19 protein-coding genes, 1 tRNA gene and 1 other RNA gene are annotated in these 16883 nt (G+C 57.9%); 10 read left to right on the forward strand and 11 right to left on the reverse strand.

From position 1 onward, the window contains the following. Positions 1-106 precede the first annotated feature (106 nt). From ACUZ79_RS07740 to ACUZ79_RS07780, 9 genes are all read right to left on the reverse strand, one after another. Positions 107-182 (reverse strand) — tRNA-Thr (locus ACUZ79_RS07740). 57 nt (positions 183-239) lie between these two features. Then, a complete protein-coding gene (locus ACUZ79_RS07745) occupies positions 240-620 on the reverse strand; it encodes a hypothetical protein (RefSeq protein ID WP_365861550.1) in 381 nt (126 codons plus the stop codon). A gap of 47 nt (positions 621-667) precedes the next feature. Next, positions 668-1657 (reverse strand): tRNA glutamyl-Q(34) synthetase GluQRS, encoded by a 990-nt coding sequence (gluQRS, locus tag ACUZ79_RS07750; protein ID WP_449251224.1) that lies wholly within the window; start codon positions 1655-1657, stop codon positions 668-670. Between the two features lie 4 nt (positions 1658-1661). Further along, the gene (locus ACUZ79_RS07755) at positions 1662-2174 is read right to left on the reverse strand and encodes a rhodanese family protein (protein ID WP_449251225.1); all 513 of its coding nucleotides are present in this window, start codon (positions 2172-2174) and stop codon (positions 1662-1664) included. 19 nt (positions 2175-2193) lie between these two features. After that, positions 2194-3363, reverse strand: a complete 1170-nt coding sequence (locus ACUZ79_RS07760) for a C40 family peptidase (RefSeq protein WP_449251226.1) — start codon at positions 3361-3363, stop codon at positions 2194-2196. A gap of 88 nt (positions 3364-3451) precedes the next feature. After that, positions 3452-3847, reverse strand: a complete 396-nt coding sequence (locus ACUZ79_RS07765) for a flagellar basal body rod C-terminal domain-containing protein (RefSeq protein WP_240825028.1) — start codon at positions 3845-3847, stop codon at positions 3452-3454. A 183-nt stretch (positions 3848-4030) separates the two neighbouring features. After that, positions 4031-4810, reverse strand: a complete 780-nt coding sequence (folE2, locus tag ACUZ79_RS07770; protein WP_022657494.1) for a GTP cyclohydrolase FolE2 — start codon at positions 4808-4810, stop codon at positions 4031-4033. Next, a complete protein-coding gene (nikR, locus tag ACUZ79_RS07775; RefSeq protein ID WP_233483062.1) occupies positions 4810-5226 on the reverse strand; it encodes a nickel-responsive transcriptional regulator NikR in 417 nt (138 codons plus the stop codon). The genes folE2 and nikR overlap by 1 nt, the downstream gene beginning before the upstream one ends. A 57-nt stretch (positions 5227-5283) precedes the next feature. Next, positions 5284-5994 carry a class I SAM-dependent methyltransferase gene (locus tag ACUZ79_RS07780; RefSeq protein WP_240825027.1) on the reverse strand — a complete coding sequence of 237 codons (711 nt, stop codon included), beginning with the start codon at positions 5992-5994 and terminating at the stop codon, positions 5284-5286. 247 nt (positions 5995-6241) lie between these two features. Here ACUZ79_RS07780 and ilvA point away from each other — a divergent pair, with 247 nt between their 5' ends. After that, positions 6242-7777, forward strand: coding sequence for a threonine ammonia-lyase, biosynthetic (gene ilvA / locus ACUZ79_RS07785; RefSeq protein WP_240825026.1), 1536 nt, complete (start codon positions 6242-6244; stop codon positions 7775-7777). 112 nt (positions 7778-7889) lie between these two features. On the opposite strand, the gene ACUZ79_RS07790 is transcribed toward ilvA, so the two are convergent. Together ACUZ79_RS07790 and ACUZ79_RS07795 are read right to left on the reverse strand one after the other, a co-directional pair. Further along, positions 7890-8390, reverse strand: coding sequence for a protoporphyrinogen oxidase (locus ACUZ79_RS07790; RefSeq protein WP_449251227.1), 501 nt, complete (start codon positions 8388-8390; stop codon positions 7890-7892). A 77-nt stretch (positions 8391-8467) separates the two neighbouring features. Further along, entirely contained in the window at positions 8468-9409 is a 942-nt protein-coding gene (locus ACUZ79_RS07795) for a spidroin-2 (protein ID WP_449251228.1), read from the reverse strand. Positions 9410-9545: 136 nt separating this feature from the next. Between ACUZ79_RS07795 and ACUZ79_RS07800 the strand changes: the two genes are divergently transcribed. The 9 genes from ACUZ79_RS07800 to ACUZ79_RS07840 all read left to right on the forward strand — a co-directional run bounded on the left by ACUZ79_RS07800 (position 9546) and on the right by ACUZ79_RS07840 (position 16612). Beyond that, complete coding sequence (locus ACUZ79_RS07800) at positions 9546-10130, forward strand: manganese efflux pump MntP (protein ID WP_240825023.1); 585 nt, start codon at positions 9546-9548, stop codon at positions 10128-10130. Positions 10131-10174: 44 nt separating this feature from the next. Next, entirely contained in the window at positions 10175-10585 is a 411-nt protein-coding gene (locus tag ACUZ79_RS07805; protein ID WP_240825022.1) for an OsmC family protein, read from the forward strand. A 99-nt stretch (positions 10586-10684) separates the two neighbouring features. Beyond that, on the forward strand, positions 10685-11830 hold the full coding sequence (locus ACUZ79_RS07810) for a glycosyltransferase family 2 protein (RefSeq protein ID WP_240825021.1): 1146 nt from the start codon (positions 10685-10687) through the stop codon (positions 11828-11830). Positions 11831-11917: 87 nt separating this feature from the next. Next, on the forward strand, positions 11918-13273 hold the full coding sequence (gene glmU / locus ACUZ79_RS07815) for a bifunctional UDP-N-acetylglucosamine diphosphorylase/glucosamine-1-phosphate N-acetyltransferase GlmU (protein WP_449251229.1): 1356 nt from the start codon (positions 11918-11920) through the stop codon (positions 13271-13273). A gap of 108 nt (positions 13274-13381) precedes the next feature. After that, on the forward strand, positions 13382-13651 hold the full coding sequence (gene zapB / locus ACUZ79_RS07820) for a cell division protein ZapB (protein WP_449251230.1): 270 nt from the start codon (positions 13382-13384) through the stop codon (positions 13649-13651). A gap of 6 nt (positions 13652-13657) precedes the next feature. Beyond that, positions 13658-13930 carry a cell division protein ZapA gene (locus ACUZ79_RS07825; protein ID WP_022657505.1) on the forward strand — a complete coding sequence of 91 codons (273 nt, stop codon included), beginning with the start codon at positions 13658-13660 and terminating at the stop codon, positions 13928-13930. A gap of 12 nt (positions 13931-13942) precedes the next feature. Further along, positions 13943-14126, forward strand: a non-coding RNA gene (gene ssrS, locus ACUZ79_RS07830) — 6S RNA. Between the two features lie 211 nt (positions 14127-14337). Next, positions 14338-15897, forward strand: a complete 1560-nt coding sequence (rny, locus tag ACUZ79_RS07835) for a ribonuclease Y (protein ID WP_449251231.1) — start codon at positions 14338-14340, stop codon at positions 15895-15897. Positions 15898-16024: 127 nt separating this feature from the next. Further along, on the forward strand, positions 16025-16612 hold the full coding sequence (locus tag ACUZ79_RS07840; protein ID WP_449251232.1) for a TRIC cation channel family protein: 588 nt from the start codon (positions 16025-16027) through the stop codon (positions 16610-16612). The last annotated feature ends 271 nt before the right edge of the window (positions 16613-16883 follow it).

Consider the following 16883-nt stretch of genomic DNA (forward strand, 5'->3'; position numbering starts at 1 on the left):
TACAGTTAGTAGGGATCGAGGAGCCGTGTTAGTGGGGGCCATGTAATTCCCTTTGAAGCTCCAACAAAAAAGCCCTCGCGGTTTTCACCGTGAGGGCTAAATTCTGTGGAGCCAGCTAAGAGACTTGAACTCTTGACCTGCTGATTACGAATCAGCTGCTCTACCAACTGAGCTAAGCTGGCAACCGACATGAAGTGCCAAAAAACAGGGCCGTTGTCAAGCGGATAGGTCTGATCGGCTTACGCGCATTCCACCACAAGGGGGATAACATGCAGCTCGCGACTCACTTCTTCCGTGTGGCCCAGCTTCCACTTGGTGGATTCCGCAGGCCAGCCGAGGTGAGAAGCAACTTCGCGCGCAACGCCAGCCACATTCAGGATGGGGTGCCGCTGAAAAACCTGGGGCAGCCCATAGGTCAGGTTGCAGGCAAGGCACTTGCCGGGGCGCTGGCGCAGTTCAAAGGCCAGCTTGGCCTTTTGCGGCTCAACGCTGCGGCAAACCAGGCCGATGTCGTAAGCGCCTTCTTCAGCGCCGCCAAAGAGCGCGTCAAAAAATTCATCTGCACGGCCAGCGGGAAAAATCTTGTCCAAAAAGGTCTGATCCAGGTTCTGCATGGTCATAAACATCCTCTGTCATTACATGAGCGGTGTTTGTATTCAAATGGCCGTCAGGCCACAAGCGCGCGTAGCATCTCGCGCCCAAGGCGGATATCATCGCCATCAAGGCGCGAAAGCGAAAAATACGGTATCAGTTCCGCAGGGCTGGCGGCAGTGCCGCCGGGATTGCACCCGGCAAGCGCGCCGAGCAATCCGGTTATTCTGCGGGGGTCTGCGCCCATTTGCCGCAGGTTGCGCAGCGCGAGGCTCTGGTGCCTTTTGGCAAGGCGCTCGCCTTCGTCATCCAGAAGCAGCGGCACATGCGCATAAGCGGGTGCACCATAGCCCAGGAGCTTGAGAAGAGCAATCTGTCTCGGTGTTGAAATGAGGATGTCGCGCCCACGCACCACCTGATTTATGCCCATGAGCGCATCGTCCACGGCTACGGCAAGCTGATAGGCCACAACGCCGTCAGAGCGACGCAGGGCAAAGTCGCCCCCGCAGTCTGCCAGCGTGAGCGATTGCGGCCCAAAAACAGTATCGGTGAAATTGACGGACCCGTCTGGGCAGCGCAGACGCAGGCAGGGGCGGCGGCCTGACTCCAGCAAGGCCTGCCGCTGCGCCTGATTCAGGCTGCGGCAAGTGCCAGGGTAGGGCGCTCCAGCATCATCAACATGCGGCGCACCTGCCATGCTGCGCAATTCCTTGCGCGTGCAAAAGCACGGATACGTCAGGCCTGCGCTTTCAAGCTGCGCAATGGCCGCCGCATAGTGCTGGCCCCTGCGGCTTTGCTCAAACGGCCCCAGACATCCGCCAGCCGGTTCCGGCTTGTCCGGGCCATAATCCCAATCCAGACCAAGCCAGGTCAGGTCTTCAATGAGGGCTGCGGTGTATTCGGGGCGTGAGCGCTGCGGATCAATATCTTCAATGCGCAGAACCACCTCGCCAGAGCTGGCCCGGGCGGCAAGCCATGCGAGCAGAAAGGCCCAGGCATTGCCAAGATGGATATAGCCGGTAGGGCTGGGAGCCAGCCTGCCGCGAATAACAGGCGCGGCGTGCATAAAACTATTTTTTGTTCCAGGGCATGGCCGAAAGCAGTATGCCCAGACCGCAAAAGCCAGTCACGCCTGCAAACACGAGCCCAGCGCCCACAAAGGCCGAAAGCCACAGCATTGAGGGCCACGCCAGGGAGCCGAGAACGCCCGCCAGCACCAGCCCGCCAGCACCAATCTGAATCTGGCGAAAAATGGGCAGCGTCTGTTTGGAGGTTTCCACCGGCAGCCCTTGCTTGGCCCAGGCGCTGACGCCGCCTTCTATCTGCCATGCGGGGCCTGCCGCAAGCTTTTGCAGCAGGTCGCTGTTCTTGGTGGTGCGGTTGCCGGAATTGCAGGTAAATATGATGGGGTGTTCAGCGGTGGCGGGGCGCAGATCCATCCACGAAATGACCGAAAGGGGGGCCGCTTCGGCACCGGGAACACGCAATGCCGCGAGTTCGTCCGCTTCACGCACGTCCACAAGGCGAGCCTTGTTATCCTGCAGCATCTTCAGTGCTTCTGCAGGAGAAATATTAGGAAGCATCAATTATGTCCTATGAATTCTAATCCCGGTTTTTGGCGGGAGTTTTTTTGCTTTTGCCCTCGTCAGACTTGGAAGAAGCCACCTTGCCATCGCTCTTGTCCTTCTTGCCGGATTCAGACTTGGTGGATTCGTGCTTGGTCGATTCGCCCTTGGAGGCGCTGGACTTGGAAGAGCCAGACTTGCTGTCGCTCTTGGCAGCTTCAGATTTGTGGCTTTCCGTCTTGCGCGCTTCAGCCTTGGGGGCGTCAGATTTGCGGGCCTCGCTCTTGCGTTCGGACTTTTCAGCTTCAGCTCGGGAAGAACTGGATTTGGACGAAGATGCACTGCTCTTTTTGTCCGACTTGTCTTCCTTGACGGATGCCTTGCTTGAAGACCTGGAGGACGACTTGTCAGCCTTTTCCACCTCGATCTTGCGGGTGGAGTGCTTTTTGTCCAGACTGGCCACTTCCACAAACTGCTCGCGCGATTTGGAAGGATTTTTATCCTTGGAGCGGTCTTTGTCTTTTTCCTTGCCGCGATCCTTGCTGCTCTTTCTGTGGTCGTCGTTGCTGGCAACGCTGGAGCGGGAGGAGGGCTTGTGGCTGCGATAAATATCGCGCACGGCCTTTTCTTCCGCGTAGTCGTTCAGGCGGGTCTGGGCTTCGGCCACAAGATTTTCGGTGCCGTCCATCTTGACGCGCCGGGCGCCGAGGAATGTGCCTTTGAAATAGGGGTCGTCCAGAGAGTTGACACGGACGGTGGTGCGGCGGTGGGGGCTGTGGATGAACTTGCCGTCGCCCACATAGATGCCGGTGTGATAGCCCCGGCGGGGGTGGCGGAAGGCGACAATATCGCCAACCTGCATCTCTTCCACATTATTGATGCGCTTACCCACAACGGACTGTTCACGGGCGGTGCGCGGCAGGCTCACGCCCACGCTTTTGTATGCCCAGCAGACAAATCCCGAGCAGTCAAATCCTCCCGGCGACATGCCGCCGGGAACATATGGGGTGCCGATGGCAGACCGTGCCTTGCGCAAAAGCTGCTGGCTGCCCTGCTGCTCGTTGTTGTCAAAAGCAGCTTCATAAGAACGGCGAAAACGCTGTTCCGCTTGTGTGCTGTAGTCACCACGCTGGTTGTTTTTTACTGCGCAGCCAAAGGTCATGGCGCAAGCCAGAGTCAGCGCACACAGTTTCAGGCATCTACCCATCGGCACTCCGTGTGGGTTGCGCCGCAGCACAAAGGCAACGGCGGGTCACGCAAAAAAAACGGGAATAACCCCGTTTGTCTGTAGTTGGTCAAGCCTTGATGTCTAAAAGCGTACCCAGCATGGTATCACTGGTGCGCACTACCTGCGCGTTTGCCTCATAGGCGTGCTGGGTGGAGATCATCTGAGTGAATTCCCGCGCAAGATCCGTACCGCTGGGTGCGGATGCTTCCAGGGGAATACCGGAAGTGACATCAAGAACGGCGTTGGCGGCATTCCAGTCCGAGCTGGGACCGACTTTTGATCCCGCGTCTTTCAGCGCGGCTTCAAAACTAACGCCTTGATCGTTGGCATTGCTGGAGTAGACGGCACGGCGCGGCTCAAAACCAGCCGTACTGACGTTGGCTACATTATGCGCTGTAACAGCCGTGCCCCACGAAAAGGCATTCAAGGCTGATGCGCCGATCTGTAGGCTACTGCTACTCATCATTCACACCTTACGGCTTAACTAGCACAAGTATTACCCGAATACAAAAACTTTTTTTTGGCCCGGTTGGCGGGTGGTTGGGGTTTTTTGCAATCAAGGGGCTAGGCAGATTTTCAGAGTATTATCGCGTACTCAGAACATGCTGCCGCAAGGCGCCAGTGTAATCAGCGTCAGCACGGCATGTCAGCGAACAGAGAGATCGCGTTCAATGCGGGCAAAGGCATTGTGGTTGTGGATGGATTCCATGCTCTCCACCTCAACGCTGAACCACTCCACCTGCCCGTGGGCCGTGAGCTTTTGCGCCACGTTGCGCACCACATCCTCCACAAAGGTGGGGCGGGCAAAGGCGCTCTCTGTGACGAATTTTTCATCCTCGCGCTTGAGCAGGGTGTAGACGGCGGACGAGCCGGATTCTTCGGCAATATCGATGAAATCTTCAAGCCACGAAAAAGCCCGCATGCGCAAACGCATACGCACCATGGCCCGCTGGCTGTGCGCGCCCTCGCGGCTGATGGCCTTGGAGCAGGGGCAGACAGTCATGACCGGAACATCGGTTTCAAGAACGAACGACTGGCCCTTGTCGTCCAGCTCGCCGGTGAGGCGGCATTCGTAGGCAACCGTGGCCGGGCTGCCCGAGGCAGGGGCCTTTTTGACAATAAAATAGGGAAAACAGAACCGGGCATAGGCCCGCCGCGCGCCAAGCCGTTCCTTGATATTGACCAGCAGCCGCCGCACGGACTGATAGCTGATCTCATCGTTCCATTGCTCCAGAGCCTCAACAAAGCGGCTCATGTGGGTACCCTTAAAGGATGAAGGCAAGTCCACCCCAAGATCTACGGTAGCCACGGTCTGTTGCGTCCCCTGGCAGCGGTCGCGCACCAGCAGGGGCAGCTTCAGCTCGCGAACACCCACGCGGTCAATATTCAGGGCAACCTGCGGGGCGTGGCTCTGTACGTCTTCCATTATGCCAGATCCTGTCCTGTAGTAGTAGCGGTAAAAGTGCCGTGCTTGACGCCTCGGCAGGAGATCAGTTTGTCGGCAAGGGCGCGCAATCGTTTGGGTTCGCCCTTAAGCACAAGCACCTCAAGGCAGTTGTAGTGATCCAGATGCACGTGAAGCGTGGTGACAATAAGATCGTGGTCGTCGTGCTGGATGGCCATGAGCCGACGGGCCAGATCGTTTTTGTGGTGGTCATACACCAGGGTGAGCGTGCCCGCGCCGGAAGCGTCGTTGCTCCAGCGTTCCTCCACCAGCGCCTTGCGGATAAGGTCGCGTATGGCTTCAGAACGGTTGGGATAGCTTTTGCGTTTGCACAGCTGGTCAAAAGGTTCCAGCAGATCTTCATCCAAAGAAACGCCGAAGCGCGCCAGGTTTCCCATGGTATTTCCCGTATGGCCCATAAGGGCTGATTGCTGTGGTTGAAGAACGCCCCGAACTCAGGCCCGGCGGCTGATTTCCCAAACGTGTACGGTAACGGGCACTGGCTGGGCGTAAAGGGGATCCACTGTTTCGTGATACACCCGTCTGCCTTGCCAGCCGCCGTTTTGCAGCGCGTGCAGAAAAGCATCGTACACTGTGCGGCCCGGCTCCGCCACCCATGCCGCGCCATCAGGGGCAAGGGCATGGTCAAGGAAGCGCAGCACCGGAGCCACAAAACGTTTTTCATACATGATATCGCCGCCCCAGATGCGGTGCATGCTCTGCGCCCGCACGGCGGGCCGCCGCCAGTCCATGACTGTCCACAACGGTTGCGGCACTTCGTTGATATCGGCGTTACGGGCCGCAAAGTGCAGGGCGGCTTCCTCATAGTCCATGGCAGTCATTTTTGCGCCAAGCCATTGGCCCACCATGGCGGTGAGGCCCAGGCCGCAGCCGATATCCAGACAGGGCTGCCCGGCAATGTATTGCCGTTGCTGCGCAAGCCAGCCCGCCAGGGCAACGCTTGAAGGCCAGAGTTCCGTCCAGTAGGGCAGGCGCTCATCGTCAAAATCATCGGGCGAGGCCGTCATGGCGTCCCAAAGCTGCTCAAGGTCGGCGGCCCGGGTGAGCCGCCACAGGCGGCCTGCGGCGCGCACTGAAATGTGCGGCGTGTATTCGGTCAGGCCGTGGGTTTCAGATTGGGAAAATTCGGAAGTCGGTTCGGTCATTCGGCAAGCATAGCGCAATGGCCTGTAGCTGTACAGATACGCAACAGTGGGGCAAGCCGTGAGCCGATGTGCCCTGCCGCGTGAAAAAAAACATGGCAGAAACAGAATTTCGGCCCATAAAGCAGCGCGAAGTTTAAAAAGTAAGCACTTGAGAAGCATTTCTTGCAGGTATATAAAGATTGGCCTCACAAAATGCGTTTTTCGACCGCAAGGGCGGCCATGCGCGAAGCCCCGCAAGGACATTTTCATGGACAAGCACAGCGAATACCTGAACCGTATCCTTTTGAGCCGCGTGTACGACGTGGCGGTAGAAACCCCTCTGGACGAGGCGGTCAGTCTTTCGCGCCGCACCGGCAATAATATTTTGCTCAAGCGCGAAGACCTCCAGCCTGTTTTTTCCTTCAAGATTAGAGGCGCCTACAACAAGATGGCGCATCTTTCCAAGGAAGAGCTGCGCAGGGGCATTATTACCGCCTCGGCTGGCAATCACGCTCAGGGCGTTGCCCTTGGCGCGCGCAGGCTGGGGTGCGAGGCTACCATCGTCATGCCCGTGACCACGCCCGCCATCAAGGTCGAGGCTGTGAAGCGGCTGGGTGGTCAGGTTGTGCTTTCCGGGGAGTCTTTCAGCGATGCCTGGAAGCATACGCTTGACCTGATTCAGGAAACCGGCTGCGTGTATATTCCGCCCTTTGACGACCCGGATGTCATCGCAGGGCAGGGCACCATCGGCATGGAAATTCTGCGCCAGCACCCCGGCGATATACACGCTGTGTTTGTCCCCATCGGCGGGGGCGGCATGGCGGCGGGCGTCGCGGCCTACATCAAGAACCTGCGGCCTGAAATCCGCGTCATCGGCGTGGAGCCTGTGGATTCCGATGCCATGCGGCGTTCCGTAATGGCCGGGCAGCGGGTGGAACTGCACGATGTGGGCCTGTTTGCCGACGGCGTGGCCGTCAAGCTGGTGGGTGAAGAAACTTTTGTTCTGTGCCGCGACCTGCTTGACGACATCATCACCGTTGAAACGGACGCCATCTGCGGCGCCATCAAGGATATTTTTGAAGACACCCGCGTTGTGGCCGAGCCTGCGGGCGCGCTCGCTCTGGCTGGCCTGCGGGCCTATGCCAAGGCGGGGGATCTGCATGATGCCACCCTGGTAGCCATTGTGAGCGGCGCGAACATGAACTTTGACCGTCTGAGCCACGTGGTTGACCGCGCGGAAATAGGCGCTCAGCGTGAAGCCCTGCTGGCAGTGACCATCCCCGAAACCGTGGGCAGCTTCCGGCAGTTGTGCGCCTCTTTTGGCAGCCGCAACATTACGGAACTCTGCACCCGGTATTCAGACCCGGTAAAGGCCAGAGTACTGGTGGGCATCAAGATCAACGGGCGCGATGATGTGGCCCAGGTGCTGAAAGAACTGCGGGGCAAGGGCTTTGAGGCCATTGACCTTACGGATAACGAACTGGCCAAGGTGCATGTGCGGCATCTGGTGGGCGGCAACGCGCCCCAGATTCTGCACGAGCGTTTGCTGCGTTTCACATTCCCCGAACGCCCCGGCGCGCTGCTGGACTTTATGGACGCCATGCGCGTGGATTTCAGCATTTCGCTGTTCCAGTACCGCTATCACGGCGCGGATTTTGGCCGCGTGCTTGTGGGATTTGAAGCGCCCGATGAAAAGAAGGAAGCTTTTGAGGATTTTCTCAAACGCGTTGAAGCCATGGGCTATCCCCATGTGGAAGAATCCAACAACGATGCCTACAAGATGTTTCTGGGCTGGCACGAATAAGCCCGCCTGAAGCGGAATAAATGTAAAACACCGGCTGCCCTGCAAAGGACAGCCGGCGTTTTACATTACGGCCTGTTGAGCAAAAGCCGCGTCAACTATGTGCAGAGTCTGTTTACTGGCCGAGCAGTTTGCGCGTTTCGGGGGTGAGGCCTTTGAGGCTGGCAAAAACAGCCTCGGCTCCACGCTGGTCAGGATCCTGAACAATGGCAATAATGACCTTGTCCGCCGTGGCGTTGACCTTGGTTACGCCGGGGGCGGGAAAGGCCTGGCTGCGCAGTTCGCCGTTAAACGTCCAGAACGGCCCCTGCGGGCGGGGCTGGGAAGCGTTGGCTTGAAGAGGGGCAAGCTTGTTGGCAAGTGATGCGCTGTCGTCATTCTGCGTATTGGGCAGAACAAAAATGCTGATGAGCGCGGCGTAGTCGTCTTTCTTTTCGTTGGAAAGGCCCAGAATCAGCATGCATTCATCGGGATTGCCCGATTTGAAGCCCATTTTTTCCTCGCCGTCCCAGCCCTGGGGCAGGTCGGCACTGAAAAGCGTAAACGAGCGCGGTTCAGCCTGGGCTGTAATCGTCAGGCAGAGCATGAGAAGGGACAGAAAAAACAAAGTCCGCATGGGAACCTCCGGGTTGCGGAAAAATCAAATCCGTATGTGCAGTTGGGTATACGCGCTGCCCGCGTGCGGGGCAAGCATCAGCGCCCGAGCGCCAGTAGGAACGGAAAGCTCGCGCCCAGCACAAGCAGCAGCAGCCCAAGAACGTTGAGCCAGTAAAATTTGCGTGGTGCGCGCAGAACAAACAGGGCCACCCAGCAGGCAATGGCGAGGGTCATGGGCACAAGGCCCATTGCCTGTTCCGCCAGACCTTGCGGCAAGGGCCCCTGACGCAGGGAAAAGCCGATCACAAGCCCCCATCGGTCAATGCAGCGGGGGATAAAGCCCACCATGGCCCACAGGGCGCACCAGCGGGCAGCGCGCTGCTCGTCTGCCAGCGTGAATGCGGCTCCGCCGTTGCGGGCCACAAGGGAAAGGATGATCAGCGCAACACTGCCCGCTGGGGCCAATGCGGTAAAGTAGTCGTGCAAGGTTTTGGGAAGCACGGCCAGAGCCACATCCCCCATGCTCAGCCCTTGCGGCAGGCCGGAAAAGGGCCAGTTGGGCAAAACCTGCGCGGCAAAAAAGCAGAGGGCCGCCAGCAGCGCAAGGCCGACACGCAGGCCGATCTGCCCCGGCTGCCAGTAATCCTGCGCAGCTTGCGGCACGGGGGCAGCGCGGTCAGCCGCAAGATACAGCAGCAGGCTGATTATGCCAGCCAGCCAGGCGGCAACCGCCGTTGTGTAGGGCAGCATGGCGGGCATCCATAATGATACGCCTTCAAACATGTGTTCCGTGCTGCGTACGCTTGCCAGCAGGGCAAGAACACTGCCTGCGGCCAGCAGCGGGCCAAGAACAGCCAGCCCCGCAGCGCAGCTGGCGAGGGTGCGCGCGCCATAGGCGCTGAGCCTGGCCTGTCCGCGTCTGCCGGTGGCCAGGGTGAGAGCAATAATAATGGGCATGGCCGAAGCGGCGCTTGCGCCCAGGGTCAGAACAGCGGCAATCCATTGCCAGCAGAAAAGCCAAGAAGGAATAGTTTGCATACCCAGCCTTGTATCCCGAGGCCGTGTCAGCCGCAAGCGAAAGACCTCTCTTGCTCCTGAGCGGCCCTTGCCCTATAGTTCACGCCACTCTGCAATCAATTTGGGCGGTCATTGCGCACCGCAGCATGGGGTTTTTATGTCGTTTTTTGCTGTTCTGCTTCTGGCCGTTGCCCTTTCCATGGATGCTTTTGCCGTTGCTCTGGCTTCGGGCTGCGCCCTGCGCGCGCCGCAGGCGCGCCATTACTTCCGCCTTTCTGCGGCATTCGGTTTTTTTCAGTTCGCCATGCCGGTGGTGGGGTGGTATCTGGGTATTACCGTGCGTTCTTATATGGAAGCGTGGGATCACTGGATCGCCTTTGCCCTGCTGGGCTGGATAGGCGGCAAGATGGTATTTTCGGGGTTTTCGGCCCTACGGGCGAGTTCCTCCTGTCCGCGCCCTTCGGTGGATCCCACTGCGGGGCGTAACCTGCTGGTGCTGAGCGTTGCCACAAGCATAGACGCCCTGGCCGTGGGGCTTTCTTTTGCAATTCTGGGAACTTCTGTCTGGAGCCCGGCCCTGATGATCGGTCTGGTGTGCGCGGTCATTACCGCTGTGGGCGTGTATCTGGGCAAGGCGCTGGCCAACCTCTGCGCGGTCAACGGCTGGGCGGAACTGCTGGGCGGGCTGACCTTGCTGGCTATTGCCTGTAACACGCTGCGCGAGCATAATGTTTTTGGTTAATCATCCATAACTGCCGTTTGACCGGCAAAACCGCAGGAGTTGCCATGGCTACCGTCAGTGCAAAATATCTTGGGGATCTGCGCGTGGAGTGCGTCCACAACCAGAGCGGCACAAAGATCATCACGGACGCCCCCTCGGACAATCAGGGGCTGGGCGCGGCTTTTTCGCCCACCGACCTGTGCGCCACAGCCCTTGGAGCCTGCGCCATGACCATTATTGGCATTTATGCAAAGACGCATGGCGTGGACGTGACCGGCACAGAGATGGAGATCAGCAAAACCATGAGCGCCGACCCGCGTCGCATCGGCAAGATTGAAGTGACCTTCAAAATGCCCGACCGCGAATATTCCGCAAAGGAAAAGGCGGTAATTGAGCGCTGCACACAAAGCTGCCCCGTGCACCACACCCTGCACCCCGATGTGGAGCAGGTGTTTACCTTTATTTGGAAGAACTGAAATCGGCGTGCGGGGGTGCTGAAAGGCGCGCCTTGAATCTGCTTGGTGCGCGTTATCAGCACTCCTGCATGGTGCTTACCCGGCATAACAGGACATCGCATGACTCCTCCACCATTGGTTTCAGTAATAATCCCCAGCTATAATTACGCCGATTTCCTTCCTCACGCTGTTTCCAGCTTGCTGCAACAGCGCTGCCCGCAGGTGGAAGTGGAAGTGATTGTGGTGGATGATGGCTCAACGGACAACACCGCTGAGGTTGCCCGTTCTTTTGGGCCGGATGTGCATTATATCTATCAGGAAAACCAAGGACTTTCCGCAGCCAGGAACGCTGGACTGCGTGCAGCGCGCGGTGATTTCATCGCCTTTCTTGACGCGGATGACCTTCATACAAAGGGATTGCTGGCGAGCCAGCTGAAAGCTTTTGCCGTTCAGCCTGAAATTGATATTGTCATTTGTCGCTGTCTGGATTTTTCAGAAGGCGTAAATGGGCAGATCGATGGGTTGTGGTCGCTGGTCAACAGCCATTGGGATGTGCATGCATGTAATGCCAATCTTGCTCCTGTGCATTGCTATATGGTGCGAACAGATATTGTGCGGCATGCTGGTTATTTTGATCAAAGTCTAAAATCCTGTGAAGATCAGGATTACTGGTTGCGTTGCTACGGTCTGGGGGCCAAAGTGGGCATAAATACAGATGGTGTGGTGCTTTACCGCAAGCATGGCGGCGGGATGACGGAAAACCGCGCCCGTATGTATCACCATGACTCACTTATGCACGAAAAGGTTGGCCGTATGCTGGCCGAACTGCCGGAGTTCCCCTTGCAGGCCAAGTGCGCAGGCTGGCTGGCCCATGCCGCCGGCTGCCTTGTTTCTGCCGGATATCTCTGCGAGCTTGATCCTGAGCGTTCACGGGCCATGCAGGCTTTTTTTACAAAGGCAGTGCTCGCAGCCGCGCCGCTGTTCAGCCACAGTGTGCCGCGCAATGATACGGGCAACCTGCGCTATGTTCAGGATTATTACGGGGGGCGGTGCCTGCGCCTCGCCAATTGGTCTGGCCTGCAACTGACGCCCGCAGCCGCAAAGGCTGTGATGGTGCTCAAGCGCATGTTTCCCCGCATGGCCGATCTTTCTTCAGATGCGCTGAATGCGCGCCTGCACAGCACCTATGCCAGACTTTGCGTGATTGGCCTGCCGTCGCACGAGCACGGGGTAAACACCCAAACAGCGCCGCGCAACGCAGATTAACTCTGCGGTCTTGCTGTTTGGCCCGCAAGAGGCTATTGGTCTGCCTGCACAGATTCCCGCCATATGTGGCGAACGAAGGAGATATCCATGCCGAAGAACGCGGCTTTGATTCTTGCAGCGGGCAAGGGAACCCGCATGCACTCGGACAGGCCCAAGGTGCTGCAAACGCTGCTGGGCGAGCCAATGCTTGCCTGCGTCATTGAGGCTCTGCGCCCTGTTTTTGCGGAAGACGTCTGGATTGTGGCCGGGCATCGCGCCGAAATGGTGCAGGCCGCCTTTCCTGATGCCCGCTTTGTGCTGCAGGAGCAGCAGCTTGGCACAGGCCACGCTCTTATTCAGGCTCTGCCCGCACTGACCGAAGCCGGTTGCACCCATTTGCTGGTGGTCAACGGCGATGCGCCCCTGCTTTCGGAATCTCTGGTTCGTTCTTTTCTTGCCGAGGCCGTTGGCGCTGACCTGGCCTTTGCCACCATTGAGCTGGACAACCCCGGCGCGTATGGCCGGGTGGTGCGCCAGCAGGGCAAGGTCAAGGCCATTGTGGAAGCCAAGGATTATGATTCCTCGCTTTACGGGCCGCCCTCCAACGAGGTCAACGCGGGCATGTACTATTGCAGCCTTGGTGCGGTGCAAAGCCTTTTGCCACACCTGAACAACAGCAACAAGAGCGGCGAATATTACATTACAGACCTCATCGGCCTCGCCGTTGCGGAAAAATACGAAGTTCTCGGCATCCAGTGCGGCCGCGATGATTCGCTCATGGGAGTGAATTCGCCGCTTGAGCTTTCCCGCATGGAAGAAACCCTGCGCGCCCGTATTGTTGATGATCTGCTTGCTTCGGGCGTTATCGTACATGCGCCGGGATCGGTGCGTGTGGGGCCTCTGGCGCAGGTTGAACCCGGCGTGGAATTGACGGGGCCGTGCGAAATTTATGGGCGCACCAGCATCAGCCGTGGGGCCAGCGTTGCCTCGCACTGCGTAGTGCGCGACTGCGTGATCTCAAATAATGCAGAGATCCGCTCCTTCTCCCATCTGGAAAAAGCCCGCGTGGGCGCAGCCGCATTGGTGGGGCCCTTTGCCCGCCTGCGGCCCGGCGCGGTGCTTGAAGAGCAGTCGCATGTAGGCAATTTTGTGGAGCTTAAAAAGACCCACCTTGGCAAAGGCGCCAAGGCTAATCACCTTACCTATCTTGGCGATGCCGAAATAGGCGAGGGCACCAACATCGGCGCGGGCACAATTACCTGCAACTACGATGGAAAGCACAAGTTCCAGACCAAAATCGGCCGCTATGCCTTTATTGGCAGCAATACCGCCCTGGTTGCCCCTGTGACCGTGGGCGACGACGCCCTTGTGGGGGCAGGATCGGTCATTACCCGCGACGTGCCCAACGGCGAGCTTGCCATTGCCCGCGAAAAGCAGAAGAATCTGCCCCGCAGGAATAAATAAACGGCCCTGGCGGCCTGTGCCGCAGGGGTTTAGGCTTTTTGCAGCCCGCGTCGGCACAGGCCGGCGCGGGTATTTTTTCGCCCGAGCGTATCCATTCTTGCCAAGGTCATGTCGCAGTGTTATCTACAAATCATGGAACTTTTGGAGCAGCTTGAATCGCAGGTTGAGGCGCTTTTGGCCCGACTTGACCGCCTCAAGGCGGAAAACGCGAAAATCAGTGCGGAGTCTGCCGACGTGGCAGCCAGAAATGACGCACTTGATGAAGAAAACCAAAAGCTGCGCGAAGCTCTTGAAAACGAAGAAACGCTGCGTACTGAGGCGCTGAATCGCATTGACGCCTTGCTGCGCAGGATTCAGGAGCACGACAGCGTCGAGTAGGTTTTTGTGAACCAGGATACTATCAACCTCACCGTTCTTGGGCTGAGCATTGCATTCAAGCCTGGAGCCGACATGCGGCGCGTACAGGAAGCCGTGCGGCTGGTGGAGGAACGGTTCGCAGACCAGAAGCTGAGGTTCCACGGAGGGCAGACCAAGGACATTCTGCTGACTTTTATGGCCCTTGGACTGGCGGATGATTTGTTGCAATCGCAGAAAGAGCAGGCGGACGTGCAGAATCGCGTCTCAACCTTGCTTTCAAAAATAGAGGAGTCCTCTTAGGCTCCTTTGGGCGCTTCCCTGGGACGCGCGTGATTTATGCCTCGGTGCTAACCTGACAAGAATATAATAGGGAGCCGTCACTGTCTTTGTGTGTGCACGCCCGGCAAGACCGGGAAGCCCGGAAAGGACATACAGGCGCCCGACCTGGTTATCCAGGTTCTGTACCGCAAGCATGACACGGCGCTCCGGGGAACGCGCCTTCTTTTGACGTATCTGGCTGCCATTCTTAGCAGCCGGTGCTTTTGCGCAGTTCATTCCTGACCGTCAATCGGTATCCAGCCAGGGTTTCAGCAGCCCCTTTGGGCTCATTTTGCTACGGCGTGCGGCAGTTTTGCCGCTTGCCGGTGTTCGTCGGCCCGCGCCTCTTGGCGCAGGGTCCGTATTGATAAAAGAGAGAGGCTGGATTCATGGATCCATTGTTCATTGCAGCGCTTGTAGCTGCGGTGCTGCTGGGGGTTGCGCTGGGGGTGTTTGCGCACAAGCGTTCTGCCGCAAAACGTGTGGGCGACGCCGAAGATCTGGCGAAGCGTATAGTTGCGGAAGCGCGCAAAGAGGCGCAGGCCCAGAAAAAAGAGATATTGCTTCAGGGCCAGGACGATCTGTTCAATCAGAAGCGGGAACTTGAAAACGAATTCAAGGAACGTGAGCGCGAGGTCAAGGCCCGCGAACGCAAACTTGAAGAAATGGGCGGTCGCCTTGAGGAAAAGCTTGAAAAAGCAACCACAAGGGAACATGAACTGCTGACTTCAGAGAAGGATCTGGCCCGCAAGGAACGCCAGCTTGCTGAATCTGAAATGTTTTTGCAGACCCGTATTGAAGAGCAGGAACAGCGGCTTTCTGAAATTGCAGGGCTCACCGCTGATGAGGCAAAAGTCCGGCTTTTTGGCGAAATTGAAGCCAAAACCCGGCACGAATCGGCGCGCATGATCCGCCAGATTGAAATGGAAGCGCGCGAAACTGCCGACCGCAAAGCCAAAGAAATCCTCTGTAATGTCATCCAGCGCTACGCGGGCGACTACGTCAACGAGCAGACCGTGACCGCTGTGACCCTTCCGAGCGAAGACATGAAGGGCCGCATCATCGGGCGCGAAGGTCGCAACATCCGCGCGCTTGAGGCTGCCACAGGTGTGGATCTTATTATAGATGATACGCCTGAAACCGTTATTCTTTCAGCTTACAGCCCCTTGCGCCGCCAGGTTGCCAAAATGGCGCTTGAGCGCTTGATCCAGGATGGTCGCATTCACCCTGCCCGCATTGAAGACATTGTGCAGAAGTGTGAGCAGGAACTGGACACCCAGGTGCGCGAAGTGGGCGAGCAGGCCACTTTTGACGCGGGCGTTCACGGTATCCATCCGGAAATTGTCCGTTTGCTCGGGCAGTTGCGTTACCGTACCTCGTTTACCCAAAACGTGCTCCAGCACTCTCTTGAAGTTTCGGCCTTGTGCGGCATGATGGCCGCCGAGCTCGGCATGGACGTCAAAAAAGCCAAGCGGGCTGGCCTGTTGCACGACATAGGCAAGGCCGTTGACCATGAGGTGGAAGGCCCGCACGCCCTTATCGGCGCCGACCTCGCCAAAAAGTACAACGAAAGCCAGGAGATCATCCACGCCATTGCAGCCCACCATGAAGACCAGCGCCCCTCAACGGCCTTGGCAGTGCTGGTGCAGGCGGCTGACTCCATCTCCGGCGCGCGCCCTGGCGCACGTAAAGAGCTGCTTGAAAACTATGTGAAGCGGCTTGAAGATCTGGAAGGCATTGCCACCAGCTTTGATGGCGTCAGCAAGGCATACGCCATTCAGGCTGGCCGTGAGATTCGCGTTATGGTCAACTCCGACATGGTTGATGACGACACCACGTATATTCTCTGCAAGGATATAGCTGAAAAGATTGAGAAAAATCTGACCTACCCCGGTCAGATCCGTGTGACGGTCATTCGTGAACGCCGGGCAGTGGGGCTGGCCAAGTAGGGCAGAAGCCTTGAGACAGGCGCTCATCGTGGGCAAAACCCGCTGTGCCTGTTCGCAGTAATGATTGGCAGGCAAATCCTTGCCAGAGCATTTCACGACGAAATGATTTGGCGTTCAGGTGCAGCGTATGCAGAACCTCCCCTTATTTGTGTTAGACTTGGCGGCCAGCTTCGTGCTGGCCGCTGCCGCATCTTGCCGGGCGCGCTCTACGGGCGCACATTTCAGCGGTGCTGCCGTTCTTGCCTGTCTGGCTGGGATGGCAGCACCGCTTGCTCGTGATGGGCTGCTCGGCTACGGCGCCATTACCCTCAATCAGGGGGAGTATCTCGCTGCGTGCGTAAGCGGCGGCATTGCCGGTATCATTATAGGGGAAAGCAGCCGGGCCTGGGTGGCCTTTTACTGGTTGGATGCCCTGGGGCTGGCACTTGGGGCTGGCATAGGAACCGTAAAGGGCGTGATGGCCGGGCTTGGCCCTACGGGTAGTATATTGGTTGGAATACTGGGTGGGCTTGTGGGGGGCATTGCTCGAGACCTCTGCCTCGGGGATATGGCCCGTGCCGTGGAGGAAGAACTGTACGCTACTGCAGCCGCCTTTGGCGGTATGCTGGCACTGACCGTGATGCTGTTGACGAATCTGGATCCTTGGCAGTGCGCGCTGTGCGGCTCGCTGCTGGTGATTGCCTTGCGAGGGGTGAAAAAAGTCAAAATTGTCTGAAACGTCAGCGAGTTCGGCAAATGGTTGCGAAAAAACGGCACTACAGCTTGACTCTGTGGCGCCGTTTCGCTATTTTTAACTTCCGTTGCACGAGCAACCCATGCTTTTTGTGGTTAATTTACGAAAAGCTGAAATAAAGGTTGACTTGCGGAACGGGGAGGAGCATAACCGCTCCTCGCGACAAGGGAAAACGGTTAAGGGAAACGCAAGCGAAAAGATTTTTCGCGGAAACGAAAATAACGGTTGACTCCTGAAGCAAGGGGGAGCATAA

This window comes from Desulfovibrio faecalis (genome assembly GCF_053570625.1).